The sequence below is a fragment of the Sphingobacterium hungaricum genome (assembly GCF_015210005.1).
Taxonomy (GTDB): Bacteria; Bacteroidota; Bacteroidia; order Sphingobacteriales; family Sphingobacteriaceae; genus Sphingobacterium; species Sphingobacterium hungaricum.
In genome coordinates this window covers 2,014,711-2,039,306 of record NZ_MU158698.1, presented here as the reverse complement: position 1 = coordinate 2,039,306, position 24,596 = coordinate 2,014,711, and the positions used below count along the sequence as shown (strand labels likewise).

The window sequence follows — 24,596 nt, the reverse complement described above, 5'->3', positions numbered from 1 at the left end:
AAAAACGTTTGTTTGACCGAAAATTTGAAGTAAAACACCTATTTTGTGGCAAATTCAGATGCATTGTCTATGTACATTTGAGCATCAAACAAATGAAACAATGAAAAAGAATACTAAAAACTGGAACGAGACAACGCCTCCTCACAAAAACAACAACACGACCAACATTGTTGGAACCGTAATCGTTTTATTGGGTTTAGCGCTTTTATTCAAAACCATGAATTGGGGCAATTTTTTCCCAGGATGGTTATTCGGATGGGAAATGATCCTGATCGTCATCGGTTTGGTGATCGGAGTTAACTCACGCTTTGAAAAGAAGTCATCGGTAATTTTAATTGCGGTCGGTAGTATTTTCTTAATCAAAGATATGCTGAATCTCCCTGTAGGAAAATTCATTATCCCGGCAGCCATCATTCTTTTGGGAATTTACCTGATCAAAAGAAACCGTGCATTGCCATATACACCTCCAATGCCTCCGCAAGATGATCAGGACGACAAGGACGATACATTTGATTGGGACAAGCGCGTGGACGAAGATTTTACTTTTTCGCAAAAATCAACTACTGAAGGAACAAGTGCCTCTTCACAGGAAGAGGCTCAACCCAAATTTTCGAATGCATACAATAAGAAACAAGGACAATATAGTTTTCAATATGACAACCATATTCAGCTGAACACCATTTTTGCGGACACGAAGAAAGTGATCTTAACTAAAAATTTCCTTGGCGGAACAGTGACAAATATTTTTGGAAGCAGCCAAATCAACTTGTTGCAGGCAGACATTAACCAACCAGTTGTGTTGGATATCTTCCAATTGTTCGGAAGCACAAAAATCATTATCCCTACAAACTGGATTGCGTCAGCAAATGTTTCATCGATTATCGGAGATTTGGACGACAGACGTATTCCGTTTGAAATCACAATGGAAAACAACAAAAAATTGTACATCACGGGAACATCGATTTTTGGAAGTGTAACCATAAGAAATAGTTAATCGCATAGATGGCATCTACCTCAAAATCCATAAAATCGAAAAAACAATTTACCCATATTTCATCCTGGGTTATTTGCGCTTTCTACTTTAGCGTTATCTATTTTCTTTTGCGATGGACATCCATCCCAAAAGAAATTGCGCTTTACGATGCTGGAATCAGTGCACTTTGTATCACTGGCTGCTGTTATTTAATCTACAGCACGCTGCATTATTATTTGCCAAAAAACAATCAGTACTGGAAATTAATTACGCTAGGAATTGTATTGACATTGATGAGCGTCGTGATCAGCATCTTTATCCTATTCGGATTTTTTGATGCAAGCGAGATATTATATGTTTACAAAGGCCTTCCCTTTCGCATCATTATCAATTTTCTTTTGCTTGCCTGCATCATGATTATTACCATCTTCTGGAATATCCAGGAAGAATATCAAGACAATAAAAAAAGAAAAGAAGCTTCGGAACGCATGCTGCGCGATGCCGAGCTCTACAATATGCGCCAGCAATTGCAGCCGCATTTTTTGTTCAATAGCTTAAATTCCATTATCGCATTGATCGGCAGCAAACCGAGCGAAGCTCGAAAAATGACTTTTCAGCTTTCTGACTTTTTGCGCGGCACGATGCGCAAAGACGACAAGCAATTTATTCCATTGAGCGACGAGCTCAATCATTTAAAATTATACCTCGAAATTGAAAAAGTACGATTTGGGCATCGGCTTCAAACAAATTTTGACATCGACGAAAGCTGTTTGACCAGCTATGTGCCCTCGATGATTGTACAGCCTTTGCTAGAGAACGCGATCAAATATGGATTGTACAACATTACTGGCGATGTAGCAATCAACCTTCGCATCTATTCAATCCAAAACCTGTTGCATATACAGATCGAGAATCCTTTCGAAATCGATCAGTTTGAAAATAAAAAAGGCACTGGATTTGGTATTTCAAGCATTCAGCGAAGATTATTTCTTCTCTACGGGCAAAGTAATTTGCTACAAGCTAAAGCAAAAGATTCTATTTTTACTGCAACTTTAAGAATTCCACAATATGATAAAGATTATTCTAATTGATGATGAGCCATTGGCGCGATCTATACTGATTGAATATTTGAACGAACGCAATGACGTTGTTATTCTAGCTGAATGCAATGATGGCTTTGAAGGCGTAAAAGCCATTCAGCAACATAAGCCGGATTTGATCTTTTTAGATGTTCAGATGCCAAAATTAAATGGTTTTGAAATGCTTGAACTGTTAGATGATCGCCCGCAAGTTATTTTTACAACTGCATTTGATGAATTTGCTATTAAAGCATTTGAAAAAAATGCCGTGGATTATTTGTTAAAGCCAATCAATATCGACCGGTTCAATCAAGCTTTCGAGAAGTTCAAGAATACTTTTGAATCGAATAGTCCTGTTAAAAGTCCGACAAAGCAATTGCAAGAAACACTTGAAGAAGAATCTTTGGAACGTGTCGTTGTCAAAAACGGCTCTCAGATCAAGATCATTCCCGTTCAACAGATTATTTATTTGGAAGCATACGATGATTATGTGAAAATCCACACCAAAGACGGGCTGTTCCTAAAGAATAAAACAATGAGCTCGTTTGAGAAACAGCTGGATCCAAAACAGTTTATCCGCGTCCATCGCTCCTTTATTATCAAAGTCGACCAGCTTGCGAAAATCGAGCCGATGGAGAAAGATTCGTACATCGCTACCCTACTGACTGGCGACAAAGTCAATATCAGTAAATCTGGATACACGCGTTTGCGTCAAACTATTGGTTTGTAAATAGGAATCTGTATTTTTGTTGCATGTTAAAGTATCTTTTGGCCGTCGTTAGTTTTGTTCTGATTGGCAACGCACATGCGCAATCGCAAGCAGAATTGGAAAATAAAGCTGTTTATAATAAATTTGAATTTTTCTATAATACGCAATTGTATGATTCCATTTACAATTTGGCGTCAACAGATTTCCAAAAACAGATTTCCAAACCGCAGCTGACCTCCATCTTTACACAATTGCAAACCTTGGGAAGAATCAGCCAAGGAACTTTGACCGAATTTAAAAATGGTGCGGCACAATACAAAGTAGATATTGCTGAACAAAGCTTCAATTTGATCTTGGCCGTCGACAGTTCGTTGCATTACACCACGCTGTTTATCAAACCTTATGAGGCCAAAGCGAAACCCGAAGAACAAAAACAGACCGTAATCAGCAAAGCGACCAAAGACAAGCCTTTGGATTTTTATGTGGATTCGATAGCGAATAGTTTTGCGAAGCAAAAAAATGCGCAGAGCTTAGCAATCGGAATTATCCACAATAACCAAAGCAATCATTTTTTCTATGGAGAAACTGAAGCAGGAAATGCAACGTTGCCTACTGAAACTACGCTCTACGAAATAGGATCGATCACAAAAACATTCACGGCAACGCTTTTGGCAGATTTAGTCGATCGTCAAATTATTTCTTTGGATGATTCAATCGCTAAATTCTTGCCCGATTCTGTTGCTTCCAATCCGGATATTCAAAAAATCACGTTCAAAACATTAGCAAATCATACGTCAGGCTTGCCTCGTTTGCCTTCGAACTGGAATACAGACCCGAAATTCAATGAAGCTGATCCTTATGCACATTATGACCAAAAAGCTTTGTATGCATTTCTTAAAAATTACAAAGCGACTAGAGAACCAGCCGTTGAATATGAATACAGCAATTTAGGTTTTGGCCTTTTGGGTGAACTAATTGCAACAATTACTAAAAAGCCTTTTCAAAAATCGTTGGCTGACGTGATCACCACACCATTAGCCATGCTGAATACCGTCGATAAAATCAATCCTAAAACGCAGACGCTGATTAAAGTATATGCAGCAGATGGACAAGAAGTTCCACAATGGTCGTTCACCTCTATGGCTGCTGCCGGCGCATTAAAATCTACGTTGGCGGATTTATTGATTTATGCACAAGCTCAGTTTGTGATGCCAGAAACGGATCTTGAAAAAGCAATGGCCTTGACTAGGCAATTTACTTTTTTCATTCCTCCGAACACGGATATTGGTTTAGCTTGGCACATGAGCTTGCTGGACGGGATTTTGTCTTTTCAGCATACGGGTGGGACTGCTGGCAGTTCTTCATTTATCGCTTTAGCACCTGACAGCAAAACTGCAGTTGTTATTTTATCGAATTCTGCAATCAATGTCAGCAAAATAGGGACAGAAATCCTACATAAAGCATTGACTACAAAATAACTTATTTCAGATACGGAATAAACTTCTTCGCATTTGTCTCTCCAGCGAAATAATGGATTAATTTCCTTGTTTTGGCGTCGTAAATATAGGTTGACGGATAATGCGATGGATCAAATCGTTCAAAAAATTCCGTGCCTCGATCATGCAAGAAAATCACATTTTTCTGGTTTTTCAACGAGGGCGTATACGTATTGATAAATCCATCAACATACTCTTTGGCATTCATCGAAATAAAGTAAAACGTGCTGTTTTCGGCATAGGACGAAAAGTTTTTTGCAATGCTTTCTCCAAGTTCCTGACAATGCCCACAACCCGCATCATAAAAATTGAAGACTATATAGCCCGAATCTGGAAGGTTATCCGAATTGACAACGATGGAATCTGTCTCATAGCTGACAAACCTTTGAAAAGAAGGAATCGTATCCGGAGCTTGTTGAGCATGGACGGACAGGCTGAGGAATGGAAACATGAGAACAAAAGCAAACTGCATGATTTTTAGCATAGAAGAATATTTTAGAATCAACAAATTACGAACAATTTGGCCGAAGCTATTAATTGTTGGTTAATATCACTCTATTTTTACAAAAAAATAATCTATATTTGGTCTATTCAGCAGCATCAAATCAATAAATTAAAAATCTAGTGAAGAAACGCATCGCTATTTTTGCTTCGGGTTCAGGTTCAAATGCACAAAAAATAATGGAGCATTTTAAATATTCTGACGACTCCGAAGTTAGCTTAGTTTTAAGTAACAATCCAGAGTCGTACGTCTTACAGCGTGCAGACAATTTCGAAATTCCTACTCATGTATTTGACCGCCACGAATTTTATCAAACCGATGAAATCGTCCAGCTCTTAAAAAGATCGGAGATCGACCTAGTCGTTTTGGCGGGATTTTTACTGCTCGTTCCGGAAAATCTTTTACAGGCATTCCCTAATAAAATAATCAATATCCATCCTTCTTTATTGCCAAAATATGGTGGCAAAGGCATGTACGGCGACCGTGTTCATCAAGCTGTTATTGCCGCGAATGAGGAAGAACATGGAATCACCATCCATTTCGTCAATGAAAAATTCGACGAAGGCGAAGTGATCCATCAATCACGTTTTAGGATAGAAAAAGGCGATACGCTGGAAATCATTAAGTTCAAAGGACAGCAACTTGAACATTTGCATTTCCCTAAAGTAATCGAAAACTTATTGAAGAAGTACAACTAAACATTGTACTTCTTTTTGTTTTAGAACAGCTGAGGTAAAAATTCCGTCAGGTACAAACGCCAATTGGACCAAGTATGCCCTCCTTCTGATTCCCGATACGTGTAAGGCATTTGGATCGCATCCAACTTCTTGCGGTAGTCTTCCCCGATCTTATACAGAAAATCCGTCTTCCCCATTCCTATCCAATACAATTTATAGCCGTTTTTCTTCTGTCTTTCTAAATTCGATTCAAACTCCGTATACACCGGTGATTCGTTATTTGCTCTCAATCGAAAAGCTGCTGAAAACAAGCCTACATAATCGAAATAATTATTTAGGTAAGAAGAAATAAACAAGGTATGCGAACCGCCCATAGACAATCCGGCAATGGCACGAGAGGCTTTTTCTTTCTTCACGCGGTAATTGGATTCAACAAACTGAATAATATCGATAAACGAACGTTCCATATCGCTTGTGCCGACATCTGGCAACATAAATTCAACCGGATACAATCCTTTTGCGGATTCTCCTGGGGCGGCTTGGTTGCTGGTATGTCCATTCGGCATGACAACGATCATTGGCTTGACTTTGCCTTCGGCAATTAAATTATCGAGAATCTGCGTCGCTCTGCCTAAAGTTTCCCAAGCTTCTTCGTCCCCTCCCATTCCATGCAAAAGATACAACACTGGGTATTTCTGCTTTCCTTCTTCATAATTAGGAGGCGTATAGACCGTCATTCTTCGGGTGGTCCCCAATGTCGGCGAAGCGTACCAGCGCTTGCTGACCGTTCCGTGCGCCACATCATTAATGGTGTAAGCTTTGGATTGATTGCCGCCCGTAATAAAATAACTGAAATTGGTGTTGACATCGCGCATCTGATAAATATTCAAGGGATCTTGAATTTTCACCTGATCCACAATAAAAGAATATAAGTACAGATCCGATTGCAACGCTTCAGTCGTCAATGTCCAAACACCATCCACTTTTTTCATTTCTTGCTTTTTATCATTCCAATTTCCTTGAACAAAAACTTCCTTCGCCTCTGGCGCGAACAGATTGAACGTAACCTGATCTTGTTGATCGATTAGGGGTGATGTAATTTTTACCTTCTCGCGTTGTCCAATGTTTTCTTGCGCAGTCGCGTAAGAAAGAACGAATAGAAGAAAAATTCCGATTAGCCTGTTTGGTTTATATTGCATTACTCAATTTAGGGATATATTTTGGCTAAGCCAAAATTATTGACAAAAAGATTGACCCGTCTTTGTGCGAATAAATTTTTGCAGTGTTTCGTTTAAGCTTGCTGCGCAATTATTTACTCATAAAAAAATTTTCAAAACCCCTTATATTGGCTATCTTTGCCATTCCAAAAAACACACAATGAATCACCCTGTTAAGATTAAAAATGCTCTAGTTTCTGTTTATTACAAAGATAACTTAGCGCCTCTCATTCAATTACTCAACAAGTATGGTGTTACTTTCTATTCTACCGGAGGTACAGAAGCTTTTATCCGTGACCTGAACATCGATGTCGTTCCAGTCGAAGATTTAACCAGCTACCCTTCTATCTTAGGTGGACGCGTGAAAACCTTGCACCCGAAAGTTTTTGGCGGAATATTAGCGCGCAGACCTTTGGAAAGCGATCAACAACAATTAGCGCAATATGAAATCCCAGAAATTGATTTAGTGATTGTGGATTTATATCCTTTTGAAGAAACTGTTGCTTCTGGCGCATCTGAAGAAGATATTATCGAGAAAATTGATATCGGTGGTATTTCTTTAATTCGCGCAGCGGCCAAAAACTTCAATGACGTCGTTATTCTTTCTTCGAAAAATGATTACGCTGTCTTGGAAGAAATGTTAGCGAATCAAGAAGGAACAACTTCTTTGGAGCAACGTAAGGAATTTGCGAAGAAAGCATTCAATACCTCTTCACATTACGATACAGCGATCTTTAATTACTTTAACCAAGACCAAAGCTTGCCGGTATTTAAGCAGTCAGTTCAGCAAGCGCAAACTTTGCGTTACGGAGAAAACCCGCATCAAAAAGGAGTCTTCTTTGGCGACTTAGAAGCGATGTTCACGAAGTTAAATGGTAAAGAATTATCGTATAATAATTTAGTAGATGTGGATGCAGCGGTTGCGATCATTGATGAATTCGAAGAGCCAACATTTGCGATCTTAAAACATACCAATGCTTGCGGCGTAGCGTCGAGAGCTACAGTCAAAGAAGCTTGGGAAGCGGCTTTAGCATGTGATCCTGTTTCGGCTTTTGGCGGTGTTTTAATCACCAACAGAGAAGTAGATGCTGCGACAGCTACCGAAATCAACAACTTATTTTTCGAAGTCTTGATCGCTCCTTCGTATTCTGAGGAAGCAATTGCGGTGTTAACGGCTAAGAAAAATCGCATTATTTTAGTGCGCAAAGAAGTAAGCTTGCCTACCGAACATTTCAAGACTTTATTGAATGGGGTCATCCTACAAGATAAGGACAGCACAGTCGAAGGCCCTGCAGAAATGACTGCTGTAACCACAGTAGCTCCTACGGCAGAACAACTAGAAGACTTGTACTTTGCGAATAAAATTGTGAAACACACAAAATCAAACACAATCGTTTTTGCTAAGAATGGCACCTTGATCACTTCGGGTGTGGGTCAAACTTCCCGCGTGGATGCATTGAAACAAGCGATCCAAAAAGCAAATGAATTTGGATTTGACTTAAAAGGCAGTTCCATGGCGTCCGACGCATTTTTCCCTTTTCCAGATTGCGTTGAAATTGCATCTGAAGCAGGTATCGTTGCTGTGTTGCAACCAGGCGGATCGATCAAAGATCAATTGTCTATCGATATGGCTAACGAAAAAGGCATTGCGATGGTAACGACTGGTGTGCGCCATTTCAAACATTAAGAAAATAGCAATATAGAGTGGAAGCCAAGAGAAATCTTGGCTTTTCTTTTGCTATCTGTTAGGGAAATACAGCTTAAAATCTCTTACAGTAAACCATGCTAAAAAAGTCATTTGACCCTATCGTATCCGAAAATGCGCATACATTAATCTTAGGCAGCCTGCCTGGAGATCAATCGATACTATTGAATCAATATTACGCGCACCCTCAAAATCGATTTTGGAAAGTGCTATTCACAATTTTCGAAGAACCGCTATCCAACAATTATTTGGTTCGGAAGAAATTGATCCTTGACCATCAGCTTGCCGTTTGGGATGTCTGTGCTTCCGCTACGCGAAAAGGAAGTATGGACCATGCTATCTTGCAAGAAGTTCCGAATGAGCTCGAAAAATTGATTGTCGACAAAGATATTAAACAGGTATTCTTTAATGGCCAAAAAGCAGAAAAGCTACACGACAAATATTTCACTCGCCTACCTCATGTGAACTATCAATCGCTCCCAAGCACAAGCCCCGCTAATGCAACCTACTCCTTTAGCAAACTATGCGAAAGCTGGAAGGTGATTAAATAGAAAAGCTTTTAGAAAATTAACTAAAAACAACCTGATACTCACTAGTACGTATACTTAACAATCAAGTTGCAATAATGGTTGCTTAAAATTGGCGAGAGAATACGGATTACAAAATGAAACTAAAAAAAATACCAAGGCAATCTTTGCCTTTCGGCGATTACCTTGGTTCACTTTGTTACTTATGAAAGCTGTCTACAATCCTAATTTTGCAATCACTTTAGAGTAAATAGGCGTCTGAGCTACATCACCTTCTTTATCTCTAAGTTCTACCATAAACCATATCGTACCCGAAGTACGCCCGACATTCACTTCGAAATTTGCTTTATGAGAAGTGTATTCATTCCAAACTACTTCTACTAAATCAACAGGGTTTTCGAATACCCATTTAAAAATATATTCATAAGCTTGTTCCTGCCTCTTCACGCCAATTTTAAATATACCTAACGCTGTGGTATAATTGACGGTAAGGCCGGTAATTTCTTGGACAGGAGGCAATGATGAATTTTCTTCTTTGGACGGATTAAAGCCTGCCAAAAGAATAATTTCTTTGCGTCCTTTGGCTACATAGTCAGTTAGGCTATTAAGATCATCCAAATTAACTACCATTTCCGTTTTTAAATTATCGCGCTAGGTAGATTGCAAGCTATCCAATCGCTGCACATCTGACATGGGCATAAAGACCAATAATTGCTCATCCAACAAATCAATCGTAGGCAGTCCATCCTTAAAGATATCATGCTTACGCATATTGGTAGCAATTCGCGTAGCGAAAGCACCAAATTTTACAAAGGATAATTCTTTGTAATCTTGAAGAGGTTTGCATTTGTTCATAATTTAATTATTTAAAATTTTTCATATTCAAACTGTAGACAACAAATCCATAGGGGTGTGTGGATTTTGTTATATCAAATTTAAAAAAGAAATTATTTAATTAAAAAAATAAAAAATAACTTATGACAAATCAATGACAATTAAAGTTTTATCATTGGAAGTCTATTCAGATAGCTAAAACTTTAACCAAAGTCGTAAATAACTGAAAATTAATATATTAACAGATATTAAAGCAGATAAATTGTCAGAAAAAGAGGGATTTAAAGGCAAAAACTTTTTATAATTCGTCGTCGACTTTTCATGATTCTTTGCCGACTTTTTATCATTCGTCGTCGACTTTTCATGATTTGTTGACGACTTTTTATGATTTGTCGTCGACTTTTTATGATTTGTCGTCGACTTTTTATGATTTGTTGACGACTTCTTATGATTTGTTGACGACTTCTTATGATTTGTTGACGACTTTTTATGATTTGTTGACGACGATTGTTCATTCGTTGACGACTTTTTATGATTTGTTGGCGACGATTGATCAGTCGTCGACGGGAATTTATAATTTGTCGATGGCTTTTTTAAAGAAGGAAAGATAATTAATCGGCTTACCTATATCCTGAATTCAAATTTAAAAATTAAACCTGTCTAACTAACCCTCATTTTTACATCTTAAATTCAAAAGCTAACGTTCAAGCTCAGCTAATGTAAAAACGCCAGAATGGTTAATCAATAGCCCTAAAGCTCCTTTCTTTATCAAAACCCTAGCCATTATCCTCTTTTTGATTTTAACTTTTTATTTTACCTTTAATAACCCTATTTTTGCATCACAATGTCAGATTTAAAATACAATCAACGAGGCGTATCGGCTGGGAAAGAAGATGTGCATAATGCCATTAAGAATATCGACAAAGGGATATTTCCACAAGCATTCTGCAAAATCATTCCCGATATCTTAGGAGGAGACGAAAGTTATTGCAACATTATGCATGCAGATGGAGCAGGGACAAAATCGTCTTTGGCCTATTCGTACTGGAAAGAAACAGGTGATTTATCCGTTTGGCGTGGCATTGCGCAAGATGCGATTATTATGAACCTGGATGATTTACTGTGCGTTGGCGCGATTGACCAAATCTTATTGTCGTCAACAATTGGGCGCAATAAAAACTTGATTCCGGGCGAAGTTTTGGCTGAAATCATTAACGGTACCGAAGATATTCTAAAAGAATTGCGCGATCTGGGCATTGGTATTTATTCCACCGGAGGTGAAACGGCTGATGTGGGCGATCTTGTGCGCACGATTATTGTCGATAGCACGGTGACTTGCCGCATGAAGCGCGAAGATGTGATTTCAAATCACCGCATCAAAGCAGGCAATGTAGTCGTTGGTTTGGCTTCTTATGGGCAAGCTACGTATGAGAAAGAATACAATGGCGGTATGGGTTCGAATGGATTGACTTCGGCTCGCCATGATGTTTTTTCAAAAACTGTTGCTGAAAAATTCCCAGAGAGTTATGATCCTGCTGTTCCTTATGACCTTGTTTTTTCGGGAACGAAAAAACTGGATGATAAAATTTCCATTGAAGGACATGGTGAATTGACGGCCGGAAAGTTGGTTCTATCGCCAACTCGCACCTATGCGCCTATTATCAAAACCATTTTGGACAAATACCGTTCGCAAATTGATGGGATGGTTCACTGTTCAGGTGGTGCACAAACGAAAGTTTTGCATTTTGTAGATAAAGTGCATGTGATTAAAGACAATCTTTTTCCTATTCCTCCCCTATTTGAACTGATTCAGCAAGAATCCCAAACACCTTGGGAAGAAATGTATAAAGTGTTCAACATGGGACATCGCATGGAACTGTATGTAGACGAAAGCATTGCGCCAGCTATTATTGCAATTTCTGAATCTTTTGGAGTTCCGGCACAAATCGTTGGCCGAGTGGAAGCCAGCGAAACAAAACAAGTCACTATTCAATCAGCTTACGGAGAATATACCTACAACTAAAATCGCATAATGAAAGACAAGCGCATTATCGGAAGAACAGAAATTGTCGACTTGCCTGAGTTGGGATTGTACAATATCGAAGCAAAAACCGATACAGGTGCCGAAACTTCCGTATTGCATTGTGAGGATTACGAGATTTTTAATCAAGACGGACACTTGCACATCAGTAGCCATATCCGCCCTGATCCTGAAGCTGAGGAAACCATTAAAGTAACGTTTCCGGTTCATCGCGAGCGCATCGTTAAAAGTTCGTTCGGACATGCCGAAACCCGCTATATATTTTTAACAAAAATTCGATTATTCGATTGCTTATACGACATCAAGCTCTCGTTTCGCGACCGTTCTTCCATGTCCTACCCCATGTTATTGGGCAGGAATTTTATTACGGGAAAATTTTTGGTGGATGTCTCCAAAAAGTCTTTAGCAAAGAACAGCATCTAAAACTATTCTGTATTCCCATTGTTTACACATTAAAAAAGTTTCGTTTTGAAAATCGCAGTACTTTCAACAAATAAAAATCTTTATTCGACCAAAAGATTGGTCGAATCAGCAATAAAGCGTGGTCATGAATGTGTAGTTATCGATCATGGGAAATGCTATGTGGGTATCCAGCAAGGCAAACCCAGCATTCATTACAAAGGGCAAGATATTGCAGACATTGATGCCATCATTCCTCGTATCGGTTCTTCGGTGACGTTTTATGGATCGGCAATCGTTCGCCAGTTCGAAGTAATGGATGTGATTTCAGCAAATCCAAGTCCGGCCATCACACGCTCGCGCGACAAACTGCGCTGCATGCAAATTCTTTCTGGAGCGGGCTTAGGCTTGCCGATTACTGGTTTCGCACGTTCTGCATCGGATGTGGATGATTTGATCCGCATGGTTGGCGGCGCTCCCCTAGTTATTAAATTACTAGAAGGCACGCAAGGTATAGGTGTCGTGTTGGCGGAGACAAAAAAAGCCGCATCATCCGTAATCGAAGCTTTTTATGGTTTAGGAAATAATATCCTAATTCAAGAATACATCAAGGAAGCCAAAGGAACAGATATCCGTGCATTTGTTGTGGATGGTAAAGTCGTTGGTGCAATGAAACGTACAGCGAAAGAAGGCGAATTCCGTTCGAACTTACATCGCGGAGGAACAGCTGAAATTGTCCGATTAACACGTCAGCAACGTGAGACCGCTATCTCTGCCGCGAAAGCAATGGGATTAACGGTAGCGGGTGTAGATTTATTGCCATCGGCACGCGGACCATTGATTTTGGAAGTGAACTCATCTCCGGGTTTAGCAGGCATTGAAGTCGCTACAGGAAAGGATATCGCCAGCGAAATCATCATGTACCTAGAACGTCAATACGAAGCGAAACAATTGCTTAAACCAACTACTGTCAAACGCAAAGTAAAAAAAGAAAGCAAATTGTAATTAAAGGAATTCATCGACGTTCCCTTAAAAATTATCCTTTAGTTTTCTTAGTTCCACATACAGCTACTCCTTTTCTATTCCACTAGATTCGCCCGCTTGGTCGCTATCGGAATAGTTAGGAGATTCTTCAGCCGCATTCGCTTCAAGTCCCTTATTTTCTTCCACAGGATAATACGGTACGACAAAAGTATCTTTTACTCTTTCCGAGTTATAAACATATAACCCCCAGATGATTGGAAAGGCGAATCCGCCAATGGCAGTGGGGTCGAAAGGTAAAATCGGCAAAAATATCCTCACGAAAGCAATATCTAGCACAAGAAATAGAAAAAGAAGAATCGTTAGATAAAGAAAAGTCGCTGGAAACAGATCTCTTCTGTTCAATAGCAAGTACATGCAATAGACAAAGCTCGCGATAAGGATGACATTGCCTGTAAGTTCAAAGATTAACACCGCCCAATACGAAGCTTTTGAAACATTCTCCAGATACAGATAAGCATCCCATAAGCTATTTGAAAAGAAACCTGTCGTAAATAGCTCAACGACTAACCGAATAATAGAAATAGCGATAGCAATTGCCAAAACAATCAACCATCCCCTTAAACTTGCGTAAGCAGGTCCATCTGTCAAGGGGATAATGGATGAAGGCTTTGTTTTGTTGTAGCGGATATAGAAAAAGACCATTCCGATGACTACTGCAATAGCATACAAAACAGCCCAAGCATTTGCAGATCCAGTAGCAAATTGATTGCCTCCAATCGAACCATTTTCATTCAGGTAAAAGGACGTGTACAAGAATTTATCTCGGTCTTTAAAGTTCGAATAATATTCTTTCAAATCGTCTTGCTTGACAAAAGGCTCTCGAATTTCAATATCGTAATGAATACGCATGGTATCTAAATCGAAATTAATATTCTTGACGAAAGAATAGGCATCGCTATGGAAATTATGAAACTCAGGATCCAGGTCGATGGATATTCGATCAGGATTTGCCAGAATAACCGAATAGCTCATCTTGCTTGGATATCCCATGGCAATAGGCGCTTTCCGATCGGGTTTTATTTCGGGAAACTTTTCTGAAATCGAACTCGCGTAAAAAGCAAGGTATTTTTTATTCGTACCATCTTCGACGTTGACAAAATCCTCAATGGTATAGTATTCATAGACTTCGATGCTATTGTCTCCTCGATTGTCGACAAATCGCAAAGGTTTTTCCTCGACAATGGATTTATAGCTTTCGCTATAATAGTCTAAGTAATCTTTTTGAATCTGCTTTTTGGCATTGCTCGCGAAGTAAGAACGCAGATTATCCGCCCTAAAACCAGTATAAAGCGTGTAGACTTCCAAGGTTGCCGAACCGTCTTTTTGCAAAGCAAATGTTTCCACAATGTTCGCAAACCCATCCGAATTTAGCGGTGCATCGACCAAAACATCTGGACTGTTCAGCACCAGCATTTTTTCATAGTAAGGGAAAAAGCGCGATTTAAACTCTCCGGATTGATTGCTAATGGTCGGATCGATGAATTGTCTGTGCCCATTGATCGTAAGCTGTACGACCATGTGATTGAATGCACCTGCCGATGGCAATCGATTGTCGAGATCGTGGCCTTTTGTAGTGTGCGCTAAGACTAAGGAAGCGTCGATGTCTTTATCTCTTAATAAGGTAACGAGCAATACCGATTTATCCTTGCAGTCGCCATAACGCTGATTAAACACTTTATTTGGATTATTCGCCCGATGGGAATATTCTCCCAGCTCCACGCCCATGTATCGAATATCATTCTGCACAAAATCCGTTGCTAACTTAGCATAGCGCGTTACGTTTTTATTGGATTCGCTCCAGATCTCGTCAGCATATTTCCGCAGGGGCGAATTTGCTTCGATCGAAGGAATTTCATTCACCGATTTGGCCCACAGGCCAACTTCTTTCCAATCCTTGTATTCCGAACATTCGATCCATTGATGCGTCTCGTACCAAGCAGGCTCATATTCTTCGTAATCATATCCCGGCAGGTTCGTTTCTTCCCAAGAGTAGTAGGAATAGCCATTTTTCACTTGTTTTATTGGATCTGCAGCGCCAGCATGCGAGCGGATATTAAGGGTCTGCGATTGAGGAACGACATAGCTCACATGCATCAGCCCGACTGGCTCGTAGTATTGCAAATAAAACGAATCAAAAAATTTGCCCGCAAAAACAGGATTAAAGCCTTTCAACGAATAGGACAAGATTATTTTATCATCTTTTCGCAAATCATCCAGAATAAGATAGGCCGAATAGGTTCCATTGTAGAGAAAGCGCGATCGTTCTGTTTCTGAAGCAATGACTTTGAAGTTTGCCAAATTCAATTGGTCGATGGTCTCATTGCCCCGAATAATCTTGACTTCGTGGATATAGAGCTTTTGGTATTGTGGATCAAAATCAATGTTGATCTGCCCGGCATTTTCAGCGCCGCTGTTGTCAATCAGGACTTTGATATTCTGAACATAACGAGTTTGTTCTTTCAGATTGATCTGATAATCAAATTTTTCGAAATAATAACCCAGACTGATTTCATCAAAATCAGGTACGACAGGGCTTTTGGTGATTTCCCTTAACCAATCAGGTTTCGCGGATGTATAGATCTTAGGTTGCGCAATGCATATTGGCGCAATAAGCAGGTAGACAAAGAAAAAAATTAGGGCAACAGAATGTTTACTCTTCATTTGGTTAATAATAATCAATCAAAAATAATTATATAAACTGATTAAAAGAATACCGATAAGAGAAAACTATGATTTATTTAACTTATTATTAAAATATCTAATCGATGAGTTCACGAACGCTAATTTCTATTCGCCTAGCGAATGGATTTCGCGACTTCAATCGGAAAATCAGATTCCAAGATGGATGCGCCATCCGAAAATACAGCCCGGTACTTTTCAGCGCGCTCTTCCTTCGTCGACAGCTTATCATAAGTTGGCGCAGATGAGATCATGCACATCACTCCTTTTTCGTTTAAAAAGGCATACATTTCTTTGTTCGCTGCTTTGATTTCGGGACCTATGTATGCTATCATTCGGTCATAAGGCAATCCAGCCTCCTTAAACTTTTCTAAAGCTACTTGATCTTTGATATGTATCGATAAATAGTGCTTTGGATTTTTAGACAGATAAAATTTAGCTTGCTCTGTCGTATGCACCGTCGCCCAAACCCAAGTATAGGCATTGTGCTTTCGAATAATTTCGGCCGTCATCTCCATCGGCAAATCTTTCTTATCCAAGTTTAGAATGGTTTTGCCTTTTGCCCATGCAATCACTTCGTCCAGCGTATTGATGCGATAACTAGTCACATTTCCTTGCGCATCTTTCAAATAAAGTTTCTTTAATTCTTCCCATGTATAATCGGCCACTTTCCCGGTTCCCGTAGTGGTGCGATCCAATGTCGCATCATGTATGAGCACAGCCACGCCGTCTTTGGTGAGCCGTGGGTCAATTTCGAATATCGCTGGCGTTTCCGCTAAGACAGCTTCAAAACCTGGGATTGAATTTTCCGGCAAACCATTTTCTGTTGTTCCCCGATGCCCAGATACTATTTTTTTGCCAGGGGCGAATGTAAAATAGGCATACATCTCTTCTACCGTTTGAAAATTCAGATAAGTTGGCAAGGATTGATGCTGTCCAAAACAAGCGAGTTGGAAGAAGAAATAAAATAGACCGATTAGAGAAAATTGCTTTTTCATGCGCTGTTTAGGTGATGTATGTTAAATGTCCCGACAACCAAAAATAAATGAATCCAACGGGAAATCCGAATTAAGCTTTTGTTAATGAATACTACGATTGACTTCGGCCTAAGCCTAACTATGACAACGGCTAACTAATTTCCCCATTTCGCTTAGTCTGTTTCCTTCATCAGCACAGCAATTATAGATGAAGTTGGAGTTTGCTTCCTTCCCCATTTTTTTTTGTAACTTACTAGCTTAACAATAAGCCGATACAGCACTAAAACTTTTCGTTATGAAATCTACTGCCTACTTATTACTAAGCGTTTTGTTTTTATTGAGCTGTCGCTCCGCGAAGCAGCTTTCTGGAGAACCCTTTTCCAACAAGCCAGCTTGGTCAGATGAATTTAATTCTGACGGCATGCCAGATAGCAGCAAATGGCAATTTGATATCGGCATGGGTGAAAATGGCTGGGGAAACAACGAAAAGCAATATTATGTGCAGGATCAAAAGAACGTTTCGATCGAGAATGGCTTCCTAAAAATAACCGCAACAAAAGAACAGCAAGGCAAAGCGGCCTTTCATTCTACCAAAATCCATTCAAAAGGCAAAGGTGATTTTCTGTATGGACGTATGGAAGTACGTGCGAAAGTTCCTACGCAGCGCGGCACTTGGCCTGCAGTCTGGATGATGCCCAGCAAATCCGTGTATGGTGGCTGGCCAAAATCTGGCGAAATCGACATCATGGAACATGTCGGATTTGACCCAAATGTCATGCATACGACCATGCATATGCAAGCATTTAATGGCATGAAAGGAAATCATAAAACAGCAAGCAAATTAATCCCTACCGCAACAAGCGCTTTCCATACCTATCGCGTGGATTGGACGCCTGAATACATCAATGGTTACATCGATGATGAATTATTCTTCACCTATCAAAATCCACATACAGGCTCAGAAGAATGGCCATTTGATCAAGAATTTTATTTTATCATTAACCTCGCCATCGGTGGCAATTGGGGCGGGTCCAAAGGCATCGATGAAGGTAGCCTGCCAGCGGAATTGCTAGTCGATTACATCCGCTACTATCCCTATCTTCCAAAGAAATAGCTGAGAAGAACTTCCAAAATCTTTCTGTACAGGATTCATTGACATTCATAAAAAATGTAGATCGTTTTTTATGCTGACATAATATTTTTTACTAATTTAGAAAACTGGATATCGGCAACACACTTCCAAGCCATATCCACTGATAGGATTATAAACATTGGAAAATAATTTCCAAACAGAGCTAAAAAATTAAGTATGACATCATCTGCAGGTCTTCGGTTTCGAGAAGCTATTCAATCCGAAAAACCATTACAAATCGTTGGCACCATCAATGCGAACCATGCGCTGTTGGCCGAACAATCGGGATTCAAAGCCATTTATCTCTCTGGAGGCGGCGTTGCTGCCGGATCATTAGGAATTCCAGATCTCGGAATTACGACCTTAGAAGATGTTTTGATAGACATCGAACGCATCACAAATGTGTGTTCCCTTCCACTTCTTGTCGATATCGATACCGGTTTTGGCCCATCAGCCTTCAATGTCGCGCGCACGATCCGTTCCGTGATTAAAGCGGGAGCTGGCGCCATACATATCGAAGATCAGGTCGGTGCCAAGCGCTGTGGACATCGTCCGGGAAAAGAATTGGTATCCACGGAAGAAATGGTCGACCGCATTAAGGCAGCTGTCGATGCGCGTACAGACGAACAGTTTGTAATCGGTGCTCGCACGGATGCCTTGGCTTCCGAGGGTTTGGACAAAGCCTTGGAAAGAGCCACAGCTTACCGCGATGCTGGAGCGGATTTTATATTTGCCGAAGCGGTCAGGAACTTGGAAGATTATCAAAAATTTTCGGATGCTACGCAATTGCCTATCCTGGCGAACATCACTGAATTCGGACAGACGCCATTGTATACAACGGAAGAATTAAGAAGCGTCGATGTTTCCATGGTCTTGTATCCCCTGTCGGCATTCCGCGCAGCGAACAAAGCCGCATTGAATGTCTACCAGCATATCCGCATGGACGGATCCCAATCCGAGGTTATCCAGAGCATGCAGACGCGCGAAGAGTTATACAAAAGCATCGATTACTATGCGTATGAAAATAAATTAGATCAATTATTTAATAAAAAATAAGATGACAGAACAGCAAGAAAATGGGTTCAAACCCAAGAAAAGTGTCGCGCTGTCGGGCGTTCCTGCCGGAAATACCGCATTATGCAGTGTTGGAAAAAGCGGAAATGATCTTCATTATAGAGGATACGACATTTTAGAATTGGCCAATCAAGCTTCTTTCGAAGAAGTGGCTTATCTATTAATTTATGGCAGCCTTCCTAAGCAGGCGCAGTTAACGGCTTATGTCGAAAAGCTAAAAGCCCAACGGGGATTGCCTAATATTCTTCAGGACACCTTATCGTTGTTGCCGATTGCTTCGCATCCAATGGACGTATTACGTACCTATGTTTCTGTTTTCGGAACAATTTTTCCTGAGAAGGAAAGCCATCCCGTCGCTGAAGCACGTAACATCATCGATCGCTTGATGAGCAGCATGACCTCTGGATTGTTGTTCTGGCATCATTTCAGCAACAACGGACAAGTAATTGCTGTGGAAACTGACGAAGAAACCCTAGGTGGGCATTTTCTGCATCTATTGCATGGCAAAGCACCTGCTGCATCTTGGGTTAGAGCGATGCAAATTTCCCTTAACTTGTACGCAGAGCATGAATTTAACGCTTCCACCTTCACTGCGCGCGTGATTGCTGGTACAGGTTCGGATATTTATTCGAGCATTACAGGCGCAATCGGAGCCTTACGCGGACCGAAACATGGCGGAGCGAATGAAGTAGCTTTCGAAATTCAGAGCCGCTACGCGAATGCTGATGAGGCGGAGGCCGATATCCGCAAACGTTTGGCGAATAAAGAAGTAATTATTGGTTTTGGCCATCCCGTGTATACCATTTCCGATCCTCGGAATCAGGTAATCAAGCAAATTGCCAAAGATCTTTCCGAAGAAGCCGGTGATATGACGCTCTTCTCCATTGCGGAACGCATCGAAACCATTATGTGGGAAGAAAAGAAAATGTTCCCAAATCTGGATTGGTTTTCGGCAGTCTCCTACCATTTAATGGGCATTCCGACATCCATGTTCACACCGCTGTTTGTCCTATCCAGAGTTACAGGCTGGGGTGCACACGTTATCGAACAACGACAAGACGGCAAAATCATCCGCCCAAGCGCAAATTATACCGGCCCAGAAAATAGGGCTTTTGTTGAAGTAGATATGAGGTAGTTTGTAGTATTTAGTAGATAGTATTTAGTATATAGACCTATCAATTGACTAATAATTGTATCAAATGACGGAATCTTCACACTGCTACTATCTAACTACTATATACTAATATCTATATACTAACATCTAAATACTATATACTAATATCTATATACTTACTAAATGAGTACAACAATTTCAAACGAAAGAACACAGCCCGATCAGGTATTGACTGATATCGTGGATTATGCATTAAATTATAAAATTGAAAATGACTTGGCATGGAAAACTGCTCACTACTGTTTCCTAGACACGCTAGGTTGTGGTTTTGAGGCTTTAACTTATCCTGCATGCACTAAATTGCTGGGACCGATCGTGCCGGGAACGACTGTTCCAAATGGAACAAAAGTTCCGGGAACTAATTACCAGTTGGATCCGGTTCAAGGTGCGTTTAACATTGGCGCAATGATTCGCTGGCTGGATTTTAACGACACTTGGTTGGCTGCAGAATGGGGACATCCTTCAGATAATCTCGGTGGCATCTTAGCCACAGCAGATTGGTTAAGCCGAACCTTTATTGCCGAAGGCAAACAGCCTTTAAAAATGAGAACTGTTCTGGAAGCAATGGTTTTGGCACATGAAATCCAAGGTGTCTTAGCATTGGAGAATTCCTTTAACAAAGTTGGGCTCGACCATGTTATCCTTGTAAAAGTTGCTTCTACAGCCGTAGTTGGGAAATTATTGGGACTTACCCGAGATGAATTGATCAATGCGGTTTCGCTGGCTTTTGTCGACGGACAAGCGTTGCGAACCTATCGCCATTCACCAAATACAGGCAGCCGCAAATCTTGGGCAGCGGGTGATGCGACTTCTAGAGCAGTGCGTCTTGCGCTAATCGCTCAAAAAGGTGAAATGGGTTATCCATCCGTCTTAACTGCACCGGTTTGGGGATTCTACGACGTGTCGTTTAAAGGCAAGAAATTTGAATTCCAACGAGCGTATGGTTCGTATGTGATGGAAAATGTATTGTTTAAAATATCATTCCCCGCTGAATTCCATTCGCAAACTGCGGTAGAAGCCGCAATGACTTTGCACGAATTGCTACAGCAAGTAGGAAAATCTTCTGACGATATTGCCAAAATTACCATTCGCACGCATGAAGCGGCGATCCGCATCATCGACAAAAAAGGCCCCCTGCATAATCCTGCCGATCGCGATCATTGTATTCAATACATGGTAGCGGTTCCGTTGATTTTCGGTCGATTGACTGCCTTAGATTACGAAGACTCCATCGCTCAAGACCCGCGCATCGATGCGTTGCGCGATAAGATTGTCTGCGTGGAAGACCCACAATTTACGGTAGATTACCATGATCCAGAAAAGCGCTCGATTGCCAATGCATTGACTGTTGAGTTAACGGACGGAACGGTATTGCAAGAAGTTGTTGTAGAATATCCAATTGGCCATCGCCGCCGCCGTGATGAGGGTATTCCAAAATTAATCGCAAAATATAAAACAAATCTTGCGCGTATCTTTTCGGAAGAACAGCAAAAAGAAATCCTAGAAAATACTTTGGATTATGATGCTTTAATTGATTTGAATGTTAATGAGGTAGTGGATTTGATGGAGGTTTCAAAGTAAAAAGTAAAAAGTAAAAAGTAAAAAAACCTTTCTGGGTTTTATAAAGTGGCTGGTTGGCGTAAATGCAAACTGGCCATTTTTGTTTGCGCTATTCAGGATGTTCCGAAGGAGCATCCTGAATCTCTGATAAAAGCGGATTTGCAATCCGCTCAAGTGTTCGGGATTACAAATCCCGATTTATTTACGAGTTCGACATCGCCCTGCGGAAGATATCGAACAGCGGTTTTCAAAGTAAAAAGTAAAAATTCAAAAGTAAAAAACCGTTCTGGGTCTTATAAAGTGGCTGGTATGCTTAAATGCAGACTGGCCATTTTTGTTTGCGCTATTCAGGATGTTCCGAAGGAGCATCCTGAATCTCTGATAAAAGCGGATTTGCAATCCGTTCTACTCTTAAAATCTTTGTGCTGGGTTCGGGATTGCAAATCCCAGTTTATTTATGAGTTCGACATCGCCCTGCGGAAGATATCGAACAGAGGTTTTCAAAGTAAAAAGTAAAAAACCTTTCTGGGTCTTATAAAGTGGCTGGTAGGCGTAAATGCAGACTGGCCATTTTTGTTTGTGCTATTCAGGATGTTCCAAAGGGGCATCCTGAATCTCTGATAAAAGCGGATTTGTAATCCGCTCAATTTGTTCGGGATTACAAATCCCGATTTATTCTAAGTTCGACATCGCGCTGCGGAAGATATCGAACGGCGGTGCTATTATTCCCCCTTCGGGGGTTAGGGGGAATTATCTATTTAGCAAAGATACTTCTGCGCAGGCCATTAGAGCCGCAGTTTCAGTTCTTAAGCGCGAGTTGCCTAAGCTTAATGCGGTAAAGCCATTTTGTAAAGCCAAATCGATTTCTTCTGACGAAAAATCACCTTCTGGACCAATCAGAATAAGACACTGTTGTTTCGGTTGGCTGGCTTCCGCTAAATAGACTTTCTCGCCATCTTCGCAGTGCGCAATTGCTTTAGTCTGATAGGTTGACAAATCTTGCTGAAAAAATTGCTTGAACGTTACTGCAGGATTTATTTTAGGCAAATAGGCTTTCAACGATTGCTTCATCGCGGAGACCGCAACTTTTTCGAGACGTTCAATCTTCACATCTTTGCGTTCTGAACGAGAAGAAATAATCGGCGTGAATTCCTGAAGACCTATTTCTGTCGCCTTTTCCAAAAACCACTCGACGCGATCCATATTTTTGGTAGGCGCCATGGCGATATGCAGCGCGTATGAACTCTTTTGGTATTCGCTCTGTACTTGGGTAATCGTTAAAATAGTGCGTTTTGGATTTGCATCCAATATTTCAGCTTGGTACAAACCTCCTACTCCATCTATTAAAACAACCGCACTTCCTTTCGATAGACGCAACACACGGATAGCATGTTTGCTTTCATTTTCGTCGAGAAAGAATTCTTTATTTTCAGGTTTTAAAAGGGGCGTGTAAAATAAATGCACGAAATGGAATTAAAGATTAATCATCGTCTTCTTCGTCATCAGCCGTTTCGACCAACTCCAATTTGACAAATTCGATGTTCTGCTGGGTTTTCTTCAGAATAATAAAATTGTAACCCAATTCGATTTTCTGTTCCCCAACATCAGGTATCTTATCAAATACATGACTGACTAAGCCTGCAATGGTATCGTAATCTGAGCTTTCAGGAAGTTCCAAAGGAAGAAATTCGTTGACATCATGCACACTTGCGCCAGCATCAACTAAATATTCTGTCTCCGAGATGCGTTCTACCAAAGGTGTTTCTTCATCGTATTCATCTTGGATTTCTCCAACCAATTCTTCGACAATATCCTCTAGCGTAACCATACCAGCCGTTCCACCAAATTCATCTAGCACAAATGCAATTTGAATGCGCTTTTGCTGAAATTCAGCCATCAAATCATTGATTTTTTTTGTTTCAGGAATGAAGTATGGCTTACGCATGATATTCTTAAGCACAACTTCATTGCCTTTGGCAACAATAGGCAAAATATCTTTTGTATGAACAACACCTACAATCTGGTCAATGTTATCATCATAAATCGGAATTCGGGAATAGCCTTCTTCCATGACCATGTTGATAAATTCCTCAGGCGAATCATCCAATTCTACAGCTACAATCTTTGTTCTCGGCACCATGATGTTTTTCACGATGCGTTCATTAAAATCGAAGACGTTCTTGATCAATTCATGTTCTGAATTGTTCAATGCACCGCTTTCCTTTCCTCGTTCCAATAAATACTGCAATTCTTCGGAAGAATGGTCAGCTTCAATGCCAGCGGCTTTGAATCCCATCAAACGAAGGAAAAAATTAGCTAAGCCATTTAAAATCCAAATAATCGGACGGGTCAGGTAATAAAAAAACTGTAGAGGCACAGCCACTCGCATGGTTGTGGAAACAGGCTTTTGAATCGCCACAGCTTTGGGCACTAACTCGCCTAAAACGATATGCAATACCGCAATAAATGTGAATGCTAAGAAAATTCCGAAATAATGCGTAAATGAGATGGAAACGTCTAGACTCAACAACTCGAATAATTCTTTCACACCATTCACCATCATAGGACCTCCAATCCAGCCGAGTGCCAAAGAAGCAATCGTAATACCTAGCTGGCTTGCAGCTAGGTATCCATCCAGATTTTCGGTGATGTTTTTGGCGATTTTAGCGGCTTTGCTTCCTGACTTGGCATGCAATTCAATTTGAGAAGCACGGATTTTCGCAATAGCATACTCTGCCGAAACGAAAAAGCCATTCGCTAGCACTAAAAAAACCGTCCAAAAAATATCAGTTCCCAT

At 40.4% G+C, this 24,596-nt stretch carries 24 protein-coding genes; 16 read left to right on the top strand and 8 right to left on the bottom strand.

Annotated features, from left to right (window positions below):
* Positions 1 to 100 precede the first annotated feature (100 nt).
* From C4F49_RS12095 to C4F49_RS12080, 4 genes are read left to right on the top strand one after another with little or no spacing between them, the layout of a single operon-like run.
* Positions 101 to 994, top strand: a complete 894-nt coding sequence (locus C4F49_RS12095; RefSeq protein ID WP_196936091.1) for a LiaF transmembrane domain-containing protein — start codon at positions 101 to 103, stop codon at positions 992 to 994.
* 8 nt (positions 995 to 1,002) lie between these two features.
* Positions 1,003 to 2,064: a sensor histidine kinase gene (locus C4F49_RS12090; RefSeq protein WP_196936090.1), complete on the top strand. Its 1,062-nt coding sequence runs from the start codon at positions 1,003 to 1,005 to the stop codon at positions 2,062 to 2,064.
* Positions 2,042 to 2,782: a LytR/AlgR family response regulator transcription factor gene (locus tag C4F49_RS12085; protein WP_196936089.1), complete on the top strand. Its 741-nt coding sequence runs from the start codon at positions 2,042 to 2,044 to the stop codon at positions 2,780 to 2,782. The genes C4F49_RS12090 and C4F49_RS12085 overlap by 23 nt, the downstream gene beginning before the upstream one ends.
* A 23-nt stretch (positions 2,783 to 2,805) precedes the next feature.
* Positions 2,806 to 4,239, top strand: coding sequence for a serine hydrolase domain-containing protein (locus C4F49_RS12080; protein ID WP_196936088.1), 1,434 nt, complete (start codon positions 2,806 to 2,808; stop codon positions 4,237 to 4,239).
* Between the two features lies 1 nt (position 4,240).
* Here C4F49_RS12080 and C4F49_RS12075 read toward each other — a convergent pair whose 3' ends face one another.
* Positions 4,241 to 4,741: a peroxiredoxin family protein gene (locus C4F49_RS12075; protein ID WP_231388298.1), complete on the bottom strand. Its 501-nt coding sequence runs from the start codon at positions 4,739 to 4,741 to the stop codon at positions 4,241 to 4,243.
* Positions 4,742 to 4,881: 140 nt separating this feature from the next.
* Between C4F49_RS12075 and purN the strand changes: the two genes are divergently transcribed.
* Positions 4,882 to 5,457 carry a phosphoribosylglycinamide formyltransferase gene (purN, locus tag C4F49_RS12070; RefSeq protein WP_196936087.1) on the top strand — a complete coding sequence of 192 codons (576 nt, stop codon included), beginning with the start codon at positions 4,882 to 4,884 and terminating at the stop codon, positions 5,455 to 5,457.
* A 20-nt stretch (positions 5,458 to 5,477) separates the two neighbouring features.
* Here purN and C4F49_RS12065 read toward each other — a convergent pair whose 3' ends face one another.
* A complete protein-coding gene (locus C4F49_RS12065; RefSeq protein ID WP_196936086.1) occupies positions 5,478 to 6,635 on the bottom strand; it encodes an esterase in 1,158 nt (385 codons plus the stop codon).
* 178 nt (positions 6,636 to 6,813) lie between these two features.
* Here C4F49_RS12065 and purH point away from each other — a divergent pair, with 178 nt between their 5' ends.
* Complete coding sequence (gene purH, locus C4F49_RS12060; protein WP_196936085.1) at positions 6,814 to 8,340, top strand: bifunctional phosphoribosylaminoimidazolecarboxamide formyltransferase/IMP cyclohydrolase; 1,527 nt, start codon at positions 6,814 to 6,816, stop codon at positions 8,338 to 8,340.
* Between the two features lie 95 nt (positions 8,341 to 8,435).
* On the top strand, positions 8,436 to 8,909 hold the full coding sequence (locus C4F49_RS12055) for a DNA-deoxyinosine glycosylase (protein WP_196936084.1): 474 nt from the start codon (positions 8,436 to 8,438) through the stop codon (positions 8,907 to 8,909).
* Positions 8,910 to 9,101: 192 nt separating this feature from the next.
* Here the strand turns inward: C4F49_RS12055 and C4F49_RS12050 are convergent, their stop codons facing one another.
* Both C4F49_RS12050 and C4F49_RS12045 read right to left on the bottom strand, forming a co-directional pair.
* Positions 9,102 to 9,515, bottom strand: coding sequence for a hypothetical protein (locus C4F49_RS12050; RefSeq protein ID WP_196936083.1), 414 nt, complete (start codon positions 9,513 to 9,515; stop codon positions 9,102 to 9,104).
* A gap of 21 nt (positions 9,516 to 9,536) precedes the next feature.
* Positions 9,537 to 9,740 (bottom strand): hypothetical protein, encoded by a 204-nt coding sequence (locus C4F49_RS12045; protein ID WP_196936082.1) that lies wholly within the window; start codon positions 9,738 to 9,740, stop codon positions 9,537 to 9,539.
* 308 nt (positions 9,741 to 10,048) lie between these two features.
* Here C4F49_RS12045 and C4F49_RS12040 point away from each other — a divergent pair, with 308 nt between their 5' ends.
* The 4 genes from C4F49_RS12040 (at position 10,049) to rimK (ending at position 13,164) form a co-directional block, all read left to right on the top strand.
* A complete protein-coding gene (locus C4F49_RS12040; RefSeq protein ID WP_196936081.1) occupies positions 10,049 to 10,330 on the top strand; it encodes a hypothetical protein in 282 nt (93 codons plus the stop codon).
* 233 nt (positions 10,331 to 10,563) lie between these two features.
* Complete coding sequence (locus C4F49_RS12035) at positions 10,564 to 11,742, top strand: AIR synthase related protein (RefSeq protein WP_196936080.1); 1,179 nt, start codon at positions 10,564 to 10,566, stop codon at positions 11,740 to 11,742.
* A 9-nt stretch (positions 11,743 to 11,751) separates the two neighbouring features.
* Entirely contained in the window at positions 11,752 to 12,183 is a 432-nt protein-coding gene (locus C4F49_RS12030) for an ATP-dependent zinc protease family protein (protein ID WP_196936079.1), read from the top strand.
* 45 nt (positions 12,184 to 12,228) lie between these two features.
* Positions 12,229 to 13,164 carry a 30S ribosomal protein S6--L-glutamate ligase gene (rimK, locus tag C4F49_RS12025; protein ID WP_231388297.1) on the top strand — a complete coding sequence of 312 codons (936 nt, stop codon included), beginning with the start codon at positions 12,229 to 12,231 and terminating at the stop codon, positions 13,162 to 13,164.
* 63 nt (positions 13,165 to 13,227) lie between these two features.
* On the opposite strand, the gene C4F49_RS12020 is transcribed toward rimK, so the two are convergent.
* Positions 13,228 to 15,864, bottom strand: coding sequence for a DUF3857 domain-containing protein (locus C4F49_RS12020; protein WP_196936078.1), 2,637 nt, complete (start codon positions 15,862 to 15,864; stop codon positions 13,228 to 13,230).
* A 134-nt stretch (positions 15,865 to 15,998) separates the two neighbouring features.
* Positions 15,999 to 16,880, bottom strand: a complete 882-nt coding sequence (locus tag C4F49_RS12015) for a glycerophosphodiester phosphodiesterase family protein (protein WP_196936077.1) — start codon at positions 16,878 to 16,880, stop codon at positions 15,999 to 16,001.
* Positions 16,881 to 17,154: 274 nt separating this feature from the next.
* Here C4F49_RS12015 and C4F49_RS12010 point away from each other — a divergent pair, with 274 nt between their 5' ends.
* The 5 genes from C4F49_RS12010 (at position 17,155) to C4F49_RS11990 (ending at position 22,315) form a co-directional block, all read left to right on the top strand.
* Positions 17,155 to 17,973 carry a glycoside hydrolase family 16 protein gene (locus C4F49_RS12010; RefSeq protein WP_196936076.1) on the top strand — a complete coding sequence of 273 codons (819 nt, stop codon included), beginning with the start codon at positions 17,155 to 17,157 and terminating at the stop codon, positions 17,971 to 17,973.
* Between the two features lie 195 nt (positions 17,974 to 18,168).
* Positions 18,169 to 19,047 carry a methylisocitrate lyase gene (gene prpB / locus C4F49_RS12005; protein WP_196936075.1) on the top strand — a complete coding sequence of 293 codons (879 nt, stop codon included), beginning with the start codon at positions 18,169 to 18,171 and terminating at the stop codon, positions 19,045 to 19,047.
* A 1-nt stretch (position 19,048) separates the two neighbouring features.
* Positions 19,049 to 20,200, top strand: coding sequence for a bifunctional 2-methylcitrate synthase/citrate synthase (gene prpC, locus C4F49_RS12000; RefSeq protein ID WP_196936074.1), 1,152 nt, complete (start codon positions 19,049 to 19,051; stop codon positions 20,198 to 20,200).
* A 162-nt stretch (positions 20,201 to 20,362) separates the two neighbouring features.
* Positions 20,363 to 21,820, top strand: coding sequence for a bifunctional 2-methylcitrate dehydratase/aconitate hydratase (locus C4F49_RS11995; protein WP_196936073.1), 1,458 nt, complete (start codon positions 20,363 to 20,365; stop codon positions 21,818 to 21,820).
* A 45-nt stretch (positions 21,821 to 21,865) separates the two neighbouring features.
* Positions 21,866 to 22,315 (top strand): hypothetical protein, encoded by a 450-nt coding sequence (locus C4F49_RS11990; protein WP_196936072.1) that lies wholly within the window; start codon positions 21,866 to 21,868, stop codon positions 22,313 to 22,315.
* Between the two features lie 234 nt (positions 22,316 to 22,549).
* Here the strand turns inward: C4F49_RS11990 and C4F49_RS11985 are convergent, their stop codons facing one another.
* Together C4F49_RS11985 and C4F49_RS11980 are read right to left on the bottom strand one after the other, a co-directional pair.
* The gene (locus C4F49_RS11985) at positions 22,550 to 23,263 is read right to left on the bottom strand and encodes a 16S rRNA (uracil(1498)-N(3))-methyltransferase (RefSeq protein WP_196936071.1); all 714 of its coding nucleotides are present in this window, start codon (positions 23,261 to 23,263) and stop codon (positions 22,550 to 22,552) included.
* 16 nt (positions 23,264 to 23,279) lie between these two features.
* Entirely contained in the window at positions 23,280 to 24,596 is a 1,317-nt protein-coding gene (locus tag C4F49_RS11980) for a hemolysin family protein (RefSeq protein WP_196936070.1), read from the bottom strand.

Bases quoted from the DNA above. Each gene is read 5' to 3' on its own strand.
- C4F49_RS12095 (WP_196936091.1), top strand. From the start codon at position 101: ATGAAAAAGAATACTAAAAACTGGAACGAGACAACGCCTCCTCACAAA.
- C4F49_RS12090 (WP_196936090.1), top strand. From the start codon at position 1,003: ATGGCATCTACCTCAAAATCCATAAAATCGAAAAAACAATTTACCCAT.
- C4F49_RS12085 (WP_196936089.1), top strand. From the start codon at position 2,042: ATGATAAAGATTATTCTAATTGATGATGAGCCATTGGCGCGATCTATA.
- C4F49_RS12080 (WP_196936088.1), top strand. From the start codon at position 2,806: ATGTTAAAGTATCTTTTGGCCGTCGTTAGTTTTGTTCTGATTGGCAAC.
- C4F49_RS12075 (WP_231388298.1), bottom strand. From the start codon at position 4,741: ATGCTAAAAATCATGCAGTTTGCTTTTGTTCTCATGTTTCCATTCCTC.
- C4F49_RS12065 (WP_196936086.1), bottom strand. From the start codon at position 6,635: ATGCAATATAAACCAAACAGGCTAATCGGAATTTTTCTTCTATTCGTT.
- purH (WP_196936085.1), top strand. From the start codon at position 6,814: ATGAATCACCCTGTTAAGATTAAAAATGCTCTAGTTTCTGTTTATTAC.
- C4F49_RS12055 (WP_196936084.1), top strand. From the start codon at position 8,436: ATGCTAAAAAAGTCATTTGACCCTATCGTATCCGAAAATGCGCATACA.
- C4F49_RS12050 (WP_196936083.1), bottom strand. From the start codon at position 9,515: ATGGTAGTTAATTTGGATGATCTTAATAGCCTAACTGACTATGTAGCC.
- C4F49_RS12045 (WP_196936082.1), bottom strand. From the start codon at position 9,740: ATGAACAAATGCAAACCTCTTCAAGATTACAAAGAATTATCCTTTGTA.
- C4F49_RS12035 (WP_196936080.1), top strand. From the start codon at position 10,564: ATGTCAGATTTAAAATACAATCAACGAGGCGTATCGGCTGGGAAAGAA.
- C4F49_RS12030 (WP_196936079.1), top strand. From the start codon at position 11,752: ATGAAAGACAAGCGCATTATCGGAAGAACAGAAATTGTCGACTTGCCT.
- C4F49_RS12020 (WP_196936078.1), bottom strand. From the start codon at position 15,864: ATGAAGAGTAAACATTCTGTTGCCCTAATTTTTTTCTTTGTCTACCTG.
- C4F49_RS12015 (WP_196936077.1), bottom strand. From the start codon at position 16,880: ATGAAAAAGCAATTTTCTCTAATCGGTCTATTTTATTTCTTCTTCCAA.
- C4F49_RS12010 (WP_196936076.1), top strand. From the start codon at position 17,155: ATGAAATCTACTGCCTACTTATTACTAAGCGTTTTGTTTTTATTGAGC.
- prpB (WP_196936075.1), top strand. From the start codon at position 18,169: ATGACATCATCTGCAGGTCTTCGGTTTCGAGAAGCTATTCAATCCGAA.
- prpC (WP_196936074.1), top strand. From the start codon at position 19,049: ATGACAGAACAGCAAGAAAATGGGTTCAAACCCAAGAAAAGTGTCGCG.
- C4F49_RS11995 (WP_196936073.1), top strand. From the start codon at position 20,363: ATGAGTACAACAATTTCAAACGAAAGAACACAGCCCGATCAGGTATTG.
- C4F49_RS11980 (WP_196936070.1), bottom strand. From the start codon at position 24,596: ATGGGAACTGATATTTTTTGGACGGTTTTTTTAGTGCTAGCGAATGGC.